The sequence below is a fragment of the Pseudomonas sp. GW456-L12 genome, from assembly GCF_059424045.1.
Map to the genome: position 1 here is coordinate 1 of NZ_JBWKZA010000060.1, position 9,589 is coordinate 9,589.

The window sequence follows — 9,589 nt, forward strand, 5'->3', positions numbered from 1 at the left end:
GCATATATCTATATTAAGTTATTGAAATATAAAGATTTAAATCTCGAATTCGCAAAATGGTGCAGCCTTTCACCATTTTGACGCACTTGACAGGATCGAAATATGAGCAAGATTTCCTATGTGAAATCAGCCGCTTGAAGGAGGCTTGTGGTCCATACAAAAGTTTGAAAAAAGTTTGCGTGCACCAGATTGAGTCCTGACCCGATGGACAACTTGCCCGGCATTCGGCCTGAGTGAACCGGCAAGTTATCCAGGGCAGGAAGTTGTTCAGAATAAAACTGAAGAAACATCAGTTGTTTACATGGATTTTACCGACTGTGGAGCACCGTCGATGGACAAGCCGGCACGCTTATTGAGTGCCGCCGTCGACAGGATGGCCGGTCGGTAAAAGTCGTCAGTTCTCCGGCCATCGCCGGGCTGGCAACACGTCTGCCAGCCCGTTTGATGAGCAAAAATAATCAGAAAAAAGTGGAGCGGCCATGCAACAGAACAGATCCCAAGTGACCGAGCGTGCCGGCCTGTACGAGCTGGACGCCGGCAGCGACGTGCTCGACAGCCCCCGTTACAACCACGATATCGCGCCGACCAGGGTCCATGAGCGCACCTGGAACAAATGGCACATCACCGCGCTGTGGGTCGGCATGTCGATCTGCGTGCCGACCTACACCCTGGGCGGTGTGCTCACCGCCTATTTCGGGCTGACGGTGGGCGAGGCGCTGCTGGCGATCCTGCTGGCCAATATCGTGGTGCTGATCCCCCTGACCCTCAACGCCTTCGCCGGCACCAAGTACGGCATTCCATTCCCGGTGCTGCTGCGTTCGTCCTTCGGCGTCATCGGTTCCAACGTGCCGTGCCTGATCCGCGCCCTGGTGGCCTGCGGCTGGTTCGGCATCCAGACCATGTTCGGCGGCCTGGCGATCCACCTGTTCCTCGGCTCGATCTTCGAGGGCTGGAAGGCCCTGGGCGGCACCGGCGAGGTGATCGGCTTCATGCTCTTCTGGACCCTCAACCTGTGGGTGGTGCTGCGCGGCGCCGAGTCGATCAAGTGGCTGGAAACCCTGTCGGCGCCGCTGCTGGTGGCGGTGGGTGTCGGGCTGCTGGTGTGGGCCTTGCCCAATGTGTCCCTGAGCGAGTTGCTGGCGATTCCGCCCAAGCGTCCGGAAGGCGCCAGCGTCTACAGCTACTTTTTCGCCGGGCTCACGGCGATGGTCGGGTTCTGGGCCACCCTGTCGCTGAATATCCCGGACTTCAGCCGCTACGCGAAGAGCCAGAAGGACCAGATCCTCGGGCAGATCTTCGGCCTGCCGCTGACCATGTTCCTGTTTGCCGCGCTGGGGGTGGTGATGACCGCCGCCTCGGTGAAACTGGTGGGCGTCACCGTCTCCGACCCGGTGAGCCTGATCGGCCATATCCAGAGCCCCGGCTGGGTGGCCCTGGCCATGGCGCTGATCATCATCGCCACGCTCTCGACCAACACCGCGGCGAACATCGTCTCGCCGACCAACGACTTCCAGAACATCGCCCCCAAGCTGATCGGCCGCACCAAGGCGGTGATCCTGACCGGGCTCGTCGGCCTGGCGCTGATGGCCCATGAGCTGCTGAAAAAGCTCGGCCTGCTGGTCTCGGACGTGAGCCTGGAGACCGTGTATTCCAACTGGCTGCTGGGTTACTCCAGCCTGCTGGGGCCCATCGCCGGGATCATGGTGGTGGACTATTTCATCATCAAGAAACAGCGCCTGGACCTGGCCGGGCTGTACCGCGATGACGTGTACCCGGCGTGGAACGGGTACGGCTTTATCGCCTTTGGCGTGCCGGTGGCGCTGACCTTGCTGTCCCTGGGCAGCGATGTATTCAGCTGGTTCTACAGCTACGGCTGGTTCACCGGCTCGGCGCTGGGCGGCTTGCTCTATTACGGCCTGTGCAGCATGGGCCGCCCGCAAACCGCGACCGCCAAGACGCCGGTATGACCTTGGCATGGTGTATGGCTGCCGGCCTGTTCCCCTGTAGGAGCGAGCTTGCTCGCGAAAAACGTGCAAACAACGCGGTCTATCTGGCGAATCGCGTTATGGCTACTGGCCAATCGCGAGCAAGCTCGCTCCTACAGGGGGGGCGATCCATCGAACACCGTAAGACTCCAGACGAGCGCGCAACCTCGTCAACGACAACCAGAAAAGCCTGAGGAGATCACCATGAACGCTGCCGTCGACGTTCTGCAATCCAGCCACCGGCACATCAACCGCGACCGCCTGTGGCAGTCGCTCATGGAGCTGGCGAAGCTCGGGGCCACGGTCAAGGGCGGGGTCTGTCGCCTGGCCCTGACCGACCTCGACCGCCAGGCCCGCGATCTGTTCGTGCAGTGGTGCGAGGCGGCCGGCTGCACGGTCACGGTGGATGGCATCGGCAATATCTTCGCCCGCCGCCCCGGGCGTAACCCGCAGCTGCCGCCGGTGATGACCGGCAGCCATATCGACACCCAGCCCACCGGCGGCAAGTTCGACGGCTGCTTCGGCGTGCTGGCCGGGCTCGAAGTGCTGCGCACCCTCAACGACCTCGGGGTGGAAACCGAGGCGCCGCTGGAAGTGGTGGTGTGGACCAACGAAGAAGGCTCGCGCTTCCCGCCGTGCATGATGGGCTCCGGGGTGTTCGCCGAGAAATTCACCCTGGAAGAAACCCTGGCCAAGACCGATGCCGAAGGCGTGAGCGTCGGCGATGCGCTGAACGCCATCGGCTATGCCGGCAGCCGCCAGGTCAGCGGGCACGCGGTGGGGGCCTACTTCGAAGCCCATATCGAGCAGGGGCCGATCCTCGAGGACGAAAAGAAAACCATCGGCGTCGTACTCGGCGCCCTCGGCCAGAAATGGTTCGACCTGAAGTTGCGCGGCGTCGAAGCCCACGCCGGCCCGACCCCGATGCACCTGCGCAAGGACGCCCTGGTCGGCGCGGCGGCGGTGGTGGCCGCGGTCAACCGCGCCGCCCTTGGCCATCAACCCCATGCCTGCGGCACCGTGGGTTGCCTGCAGGCCTATCCCGGTTCGCGCAACGTGATCCCCGGCGAGGTGCGCATGACCCTGGACTTCCGGCACCTGGAACCGGCGCGCCTGGACTCGATGATCGCCGAGGTGCGCCAGGTGATCGACAGCACCTGCGACGAACATGGCCTGACCTTCGACATGGTGCCGACCGCGGACTTTCCACCGCTGTATTTCGACAAGATCTGCGTCGACGCGGTGCGCGATGCGGCGCAGGGGCTGGGCCTGAGCCATATGGACATCGTCAGCGGCGCCGGGCACGACGCGATCTTTGTCGCCGAGCTGGGCCCGGCGGGGATGATCTTCGTGCCTTGCGAAGGCGGCATCAGCCACAACGAAATCGAAAACGCCGACCCCGACGACCTCGCCGCCGGCTGCGCGGTGTTGTTGCGGGCGATGCTGGCGGCATCCCAGGCCGTCGCCAAAGGACAGCGCGTTGCTTGACGACCACCGTCCACCTTGTAGGAGCGAGCTTGCTCGCGATAAACCAGAGGGCGCCGCATTCCTCCAGGAAGCGGCGCGTTATCGTTGACGGCCATCGCGAGCAAGCTCGCTCCTACAGGTCGTGAACAGGGCTTTTGTAGCCGCTGCCGCAGGCTGCGATCGCCCGGCACGGGCGCGGCGATCTCAAGACCGATAGAGGCTTGTCGGGATATCGGGAGCCAAGGCCCTGTGTATCGAGCGCGACCCGGCCTTATCGAGCGGCTACCGGGTGATGGTGTGATCGGCCATTGCATGCAGCTTGGGATCGTCCAGCCGAACCTAAGCTAATGCCTAAAAAGTATTTATTTCTTAATTCTTAGATCGATTAGCTTTTAGCGACTTTCCTCTCTCCCAGAAGGTCCGCCCCCATGCGCCTGCCCTTTGCTTTGCGTCGTAGCTTGTCGATCACCGCCCTGGCCGGTCTGGCGCTGGGCATGGCCCTCGATGCCCAGGCCGATACCGACCTGCGTATCGGCTACCAGAAATCCTCGACCCTGCTGGCGGTGCTCAAGGCCCAGGGCACCCTGGAAAAACAGCTGGCGGGGCAGGGCGTGAAGATCTCCTGGCATGAATTCACCAGCGGCCTGCCCCTGGCGGAATCGCTGAACGTGGGCAACGTCGATATCAGCGCCGACGTCGCCGACACCGTGCCGGTGTTCGCCCAGGCCGCCGGCGCCCAGCTGACCTACTTCGCCACGGAAACCCCGTCGCCCGCCGCCCAGTCCATCGTCATTCCCAAGGATTCCACGCTCAAGTCCCTGGCCGACCTCAAGGGCAAGCGTGTCGCCGTGACCAAGGCCGCCGGCAGCCATTACCTGCTGATCGCCGCGCTGCGCGAAGCCGGCCTGGGTTTCGCCGATATCCAGCCGGTGTACCTGACCCCGGCCGATGGCCGTGCCGCCCTGGAAACCGCCAAGGTCGATGCCTGGGTCACCTGGGAACCCTTCGTCGCCAGCGCCCAGCGCCAGCAGGGCGCGCGGGTGCTGCATGACGGCCAGGGCCTGGCCAGCTACCGGCGTTATTACCTGGCCTCCAACGATTACGCCAAGGCCCACCCCGAGGTGCTGAACCAAGTGTTCGCCGAGCTGCAGAAGACCGGCACCTGGATCAAGGCGCACCCGACGGAGGCGGCAAAACTGCTCGGCCCGCTGTGGGGCAACCTGGACGTGAGCACGGTGGAACTGGCCAACAGTCGTCGCACCTACAAGGTGGAAGCGGTGCAGCCGGAGGCCCTGGGCGAGCAACAGAAAATCGCCGATGCCTTCTACCAGGAAAAACTCCTGCCCAAGCCGGTGGATGCCCGCGCGGTGCAGCTGTGGAGCCCCAAGCATTTGTAACTGAGCCTTGGCTCGCCTGTGTCGGCGAGCCCATTTCCCTGGGGTAGCCGCCTGGCCGGTCCCAGCCATTTTTCTTCTTTATCACTGCCGGTGACGCGGCTGCGCGTCCGGCATCAGGAGTGCCCGTGTCTGCCGTTTACCCCCAAGAGGCCTTTGCCGTCCCAGCCGCGTCCGCCCCGCAACCGGCCAGCGCCGAGGTGGTGCTGGAGCTGCGCAACCTGACCAAGCGCTACGGCCGCGGCTCGTCCGCGCCGGCGGTGGAGCAGGTCAGCCTCAGCGTGCGCCGTGGCGAAGTGCTGTGCCTGATGGGCACCTCCGGCAGCGGCAAGTCCACCTTGCTGCGGCATATCAATCGGCTGATCGAACCCAGCAGCGGGGAGGTGCTGATCGACGGCGCGGCCATCAGCCAGCTTTCGGCCAAGGACCTGCGCACCCTGCGTTCGCGGCGCATCGGCATGGTCTTCCAGCACTTCGGCCTGCTGCCCCATCGCAGCGTGCGCGACAACGTCGCCTTGCCCCTGGCACTGCGCGGCGAACCCGAGGCCCTGCGCCAGACCGCGGCCGATGTGCAGCTGCGGGCCATGGGCCTGGAGGGCTGGGGCGAGCACTATCCCCATGAGCTGTCCGGCGGCATGCAGCAGCGGGTCGGCCTGGCCCGGGCGCTGGTCAGCGAGCCGGACATCCTGCTGATGGACGAACCCTTCAGTGCCCTGGACCCGACCATCCGCCGCGACCTGCAACGCCACTTCCTGCGGGTAGTGCGCGAGCGTGGCATCACCACCTTGCTGGTGACCCACGACCCGGCGGAAGCCCTGCGCTTGGCCGACCGCATCGCGGTGCTGCGCCAGGGCCAGCTGATCCAGCTCGGCAGCCCCGGCGAACTGCTGGAGCATCCGGCGGACGCCGAGGTGGCGGACTTCTTTCAGGAACACGGCGTGCGCAGCGACACGCTGGTCGCGGCGCCCGTCGCTTCGGCTAAAACAACAACCGCTCCGGCGCCCGTGGCCCCGGGGTTTTCCTTCTGGCAGGCGCTGTTGCTGGGGCCGGCGGCCTTGGCCGCCAGCGGCCGTGGCGCGCTGTATTGGCTGGGTTTTGCCCTGGAGTTGGCGGCGGCCAGTGCCCTGGGCCAATGGTTGGCCAGCGCCAGCCTCGGTTGGGCTGGGTTGGCGGTGCTCGGCCTGCTGCTCAGCCGCCTGCTCAGCGTGACCCTGGCCCGCCGTCCGAGCCGCCAGGGCCGTTCCGACTGGCGCCTGCCGTGGCTGGTCCTGCTGCTGTGCCAGGGCCTGGTGTTGTGGCGGGTGCTGGCGGTGGATGCCAGCGGCCCCTGGCTGCAATTTCCCGCCGACCGCCAGGCGCTGCTGGGCACCGCGGCGGCCATCGACCAGTTGATCGGTTGGTCCCAGGTCACCTTCGAAAGCACCTTTGTCGGCGTGATAGTCGCCGTGCGCACGGTGATCGAGAGCATCGAAAGCCTGCTGGGCTGGTTGCCCTGGCCGGTCCCGGCGCTGGCCCTGGTGCTGCTGGCCTGGCGCAGTGCCGGCGTGGCGTTGGCCCTGACCAGCGCGGCGGCCTTGCTCTATATCGGCCTGTTCGGTTTCTGGGAGCGCACCATCGCCACCCTGGCGCTGGTGGGTTCCTCGGTGCTGCTGTCGCTGCTGATCGGCGTGCCCGCCGGCATCCTCCTGGCCAAGCGCGCCCTGGCCCGGCGCCTGATCACGCCCTTGCTGGACGTGATGCAGACCCTGCCGACCTTCGTGTACCTGATCCCGGCGGTGGCGTTCTTCTCGGTGGGCAAGACCCCGGCGGTGATCGCCACGGTGATCTTCGCCCTGGCGCCGATGATCCGTCTCACTGCCCTGGGGATCCGGGAAGTACCCAAGACCGCCGTCGAAGCGGCCCTGGCCCATGGCGCCACGCCGTGGCAGATCCTGACCAAGGTCGAGCTGCCCCTGGCCGCCGGCTCGCTGCTGCTGGGGATCAACCAGACCCTGGTGATGAGCCTGTCGATGGTGGTGGTCGCGGCGCTGATCGGCGCCGGCGGCCTGGGCTACGACGTGATGACCGCGCTGCGCAATATCAAGGGCGGCGAGGGCATGTTGGCCGGCGCGGCGATCGTGTTCTGCGCGTTGATTCCCGACCGCATCATTCAAGCGACCCTGCGTCAGCGGGATCGCGCTTTCCATCAGCAATGAGGTGTCTCTTGAACCAGTCGTTTTCCCGCACCCTGGGCGCCGCCGCGCTGCTCCTGGGGCTGGCTCTGCCAGCCCTGGCCAAGGACAAGATCGTCATCGGCGAACAGAACTGGACCGGCGCCATCGCCATCCAGAACATCCTCGGCGAGGTGATCAAAAGCCGCCTCGACGGCGACGTGTCTTACCTGGCCGGTGACATACCGGTGCTGTTCGCCGCCGCGGCCAAGGGCGACGGCTCGGTGGATGTGCTGACCGATATCTGGCTGCCTAATCAATCCGCCGCGTGGGCCAAGTACGTCACCGGCGGCACCCGCTCCCTGGTGCCGAACAAGCAACCTTACCTGGGGGTGCAGGGCTTCTATATCCCCGGCTACCTGCAAGACCAATACGGCGTGAAATCGGTCTACGACCTGCAGAAGCCTGAAGTGGCCAAGCTCTTCGAACCCCTGGGCGGCGGCAAGGCGCAATTGCTGGTGGGCCCGGCGGGTTGGGAGTCGACCTATATCGGCCAGATCAAGGCCAAGGATTTCGGCTTTGCCGACAAATTCGAATCGGTGTCCACCGAAGCCTCGGTGACCTACGCCAAACTCGCCGCGGCCTACAAGGCCCAGCGCGGCGTGGTGTTCTACGCCTACACCCCGGACTGGATCTTCTCCGCCTTCGACCTGCGCCGCCTGGACGAACCGGCGTTCGACGGCTACGCCCAGGACAACAAGAAGGGCGACCCGCTGTACAAGGCCGACGGCTGCTGGAAATTCGTCAGCCCGACGGTGGACGCCGACTGGCTGAACAAGAGCACGATCACCTGCGCCTACCCGGACGCCCGGGTCTATGTCCTGGCCTCCAGCGCCTTGCAGAAACGCGCGCCACGGATCGCCGCCTTCCTGGAAAACTTCAGCATCGACCCGCAGGTGTTGAACGACCTGATCCTCAGGATCGAGAAGGAACAGCAACCGGCGGCGGAAGCGGCCAGGGCCTGGGTCCAGGCCAACCCGGCGATCGTCGATCAATGGCTGGGCGCCAGCGGCGAGAAAGTCGGAGCGGTGCAGTGAGCGAGGAGCATCGGAACATGAGCAGGATCGAACAGGCGACCTTCGGCGCGGGCTGTTTCTGGGGCGCGGAAGCCGCGTTCCGGGCGCTGCCGGGGGTGGTGGAGACACGGGTGGGCTACGCCGTGGAGGCGGGCGATGAGTCGTTGCGGATCGAGGTGGTGCAGGTGGATTTCGATCCGCGGGTGTTGGCTTATTCGAGCCTGATCGAGCACTTCTGGGGGCTGCATGATCCGACTTCGGTGGATCGGCAGGGGGAGCATGGTGGGGGGAAATATCGCTCGGCGATCTTCCATACCAACGCCCTACAGGCCGAACAGGCACGGCAGGCCAAGACGGCCCTGCAAGACTCCGGCCGCCTCAACAAACCCGTGGCCACGGTGATCGTGCCCCTGGGTCGCTTCGACCTGGCGGATGAAGCGCACCAGCGCTACCTGGAAAAGAATGGCTTGAGCAGTTGCCATATCTGAGGGTACTGGTCGCGCAGGCCTGCTTCTGTAGGAGCAGCCGGTCGACGCTCGATTGCTCGCGATAGCGTCGGCTTTGGCACTGCATTTTTTGGATGGTGTACATATCCATTCCTGCGGTAACGGCGGCTTATGGTTTCGCCCTTACGGCGAGTCCCTTTTTTTCAAACGCCAAAAAAAGGAACCAAAAAACGCTTGCCCCACCACTCGGTGCCTCGCTAAGGCTCGGCATGCCCTCACTCCGGCATTGATCCGTGGGCCGCCGCAATGGGCCATCCATGGCCCAGTGCGGCTAACCCGGCCTCCTGCCGGGTTACCCACGGCTCAATGCCTGCGTTCGGCCATCGTGGTTAACGGGGCCAATAGATCAAAAGCCAAAGCCAAAACAAAACAAAACAAAACAAAGCCAAGCCAAAGCTTGCTGCCTTCGCCACGCTGCAACTCTTCTGTCTGACACGCTTTGTGTAGCCGCTGCCGAGCGCAGCGAGGCTGCGATCGGCCCGTAGGGCCGCTAAACCTGGCGCCTCGCAGGATCTGGGGAAACGCGGTGCCCGCCTGGCGAGTCCTTCGGCCTCGATCGCAGCCTCGCTGCGCTCGGCAGCGGCTACAGAGACCGCATTCCCAGCCAGGCCGGCCGGTAGGCCGCCTCGCGTTGTTTTTGATGGTTTGCCCCATCGGGAGGCCGAGTGGAGGTTCTGCGCAGTGGGCAACTCGGCAGGGATGCCGAGTTAGCCGCCCCAGGCCATGGATGGCCTGTGGCGGCGGCCCACGGAGCAGGACCGGAGCGAGGGAATCCGAGCCTTAGCGAGGACCGGACGCCAGGGGCAGGGCGTTTTGGTTACTTTGGCGCCTTTCCAAAGTGACCCGCTGTAAGAGCGGAACCGTAAGTCGCCGTAACCGCAGGAACGGATATGTACATAGGAGGATTGAGGTTCACGACTGCTGTACGGTCGAGTGATAGCAAGCACGCAATATCGAGCTTTCTATAGCCCTGCCTCTGGCATCAGCCCCCCACTTTTCCACCCCCCACCC

The 9,589-nt window shown here is 64.6% G+C and carries 6 protein-coding genes; all 6 read left to right on the forward strand.

Features of this window, described 5'->3' with window-relative positions:
* The first annotated feature begins 479 nt into the window (after positions 1-479).
* The 6 genes from AC07Y9_RS31920 (at position 480) to msrA (ending at position 8,560) form a co-directional block, all read left to right on the forward strand.
* On the forward strand, positions 480-1,967 hold the full coding sequence (locus AC07Y9_RS31920) for an NCS1 family nucleobase:cation symporter-1 (RefSeq protein WP_102681523.1): 1,488 nt from the start codon (positions 480-482) through the stop codon (positions 1,965-1,967).
* 222 nt (positions 1,968-2,189) lie between these two features.
* Positions 2,190-3,473, forward strand: coding sequence for a Zn-dependent hydrolase (locus tag AC07Y9_RS31925; protein WP_102681524.1), 1,284 nt, complete (start codon positions 2,190-2,192; stop codon positions 3,471-3,473).
* Positions 3,474-3,880: 407 nt separating this feature from the next.
* Positions 3,881-4,849, forward strand: coding sequence for an aliphatic sulfonate ABC transporter substrate-binding protein (locus AC07Y9_RS31930; RefSeq protein WP_102681525.1), 969 nt, complete (start codon positions 3,881-3,883; stop codon positions 4,847-4,849).
* Between the two features lie 125 nt (positions 4,850-4,974).
* A complete protein-coding gene (locus AC07Y9_RS31935; protein ID WP_102681526.1) occupies positions 4,975-7,041 on the forward strand; it encodes an ATP-binding cassette domain-containing protein in 2,067 nt (688 codons plus the stop codon).
* A complete protein-coding gene (locus tag AC07Y9_RS31940) occupies positions 7,038-8,093 on the forward strand; it encodes an ABC transporter substrate-binding protein (protein WP_102681527.1) in 1,056 nt (351 codons plus the stop codon). The genes AC07Y9_RS31935 and AC07Y9_RS31940 overlap by 4 nt, the downstream gene beginning before the upstream one ends.
* Before the next feature lie 17 nt (positions 8,094-8,110).
* Complete coding sequence (gene msrA / locus AC07Y9_RS31945) at positions 8,111-8,560, forward strand: peptide-methionine (S)-S-oxide reductase MsrA (RefSeq protein ID WP_102681528.1); 450 nt, start codon at positions 8,111-8,113, stop codon at positions 8,558-8,560.
* Positions 8,561-9,589: the final 1,029 nt, after the last annotated feature.

Bases quoted from the DNA above. Each gene is read 5' to 3' on its own strand.
- AC07Y9_RS31920 (WP_102681523.1), top strand. From the start codon at position 480: ATGCAACAGAACAGATCCCAAGTGACCGAGCGTGCCGGCCTGTACGAG.
- AC07Y9_RS31925 (WP_102681524.1), top strand. From the start codon at position 2,190: ATGAACGCTGCCGTCGACGTTCTGCAATCCAGCCACCGGCACATCAAC.
- AC07Y9_RS31930 (WP_102681525.1), top strand. From the start codon at position 3,881: ATGCGCCTGCCCTTTGCTTTGCGTCGTAGCTTGTCGATCACCGCCCTG.
- AC07Y9_RS31940 (WP_102681527.1), top strand. From the start codon at position 7,038: ATGAGGTGTCTCTTGAACCAGTCGTTTTCCCGCACCCTGGGCGCCGCC.
- msrA (WP_102681528.1), top strand. From the start codon at position 8,111: ATGAGCAGGATCGAACAGGCGACCTTCGGCGCGGGCTGTTTCTGGGGC.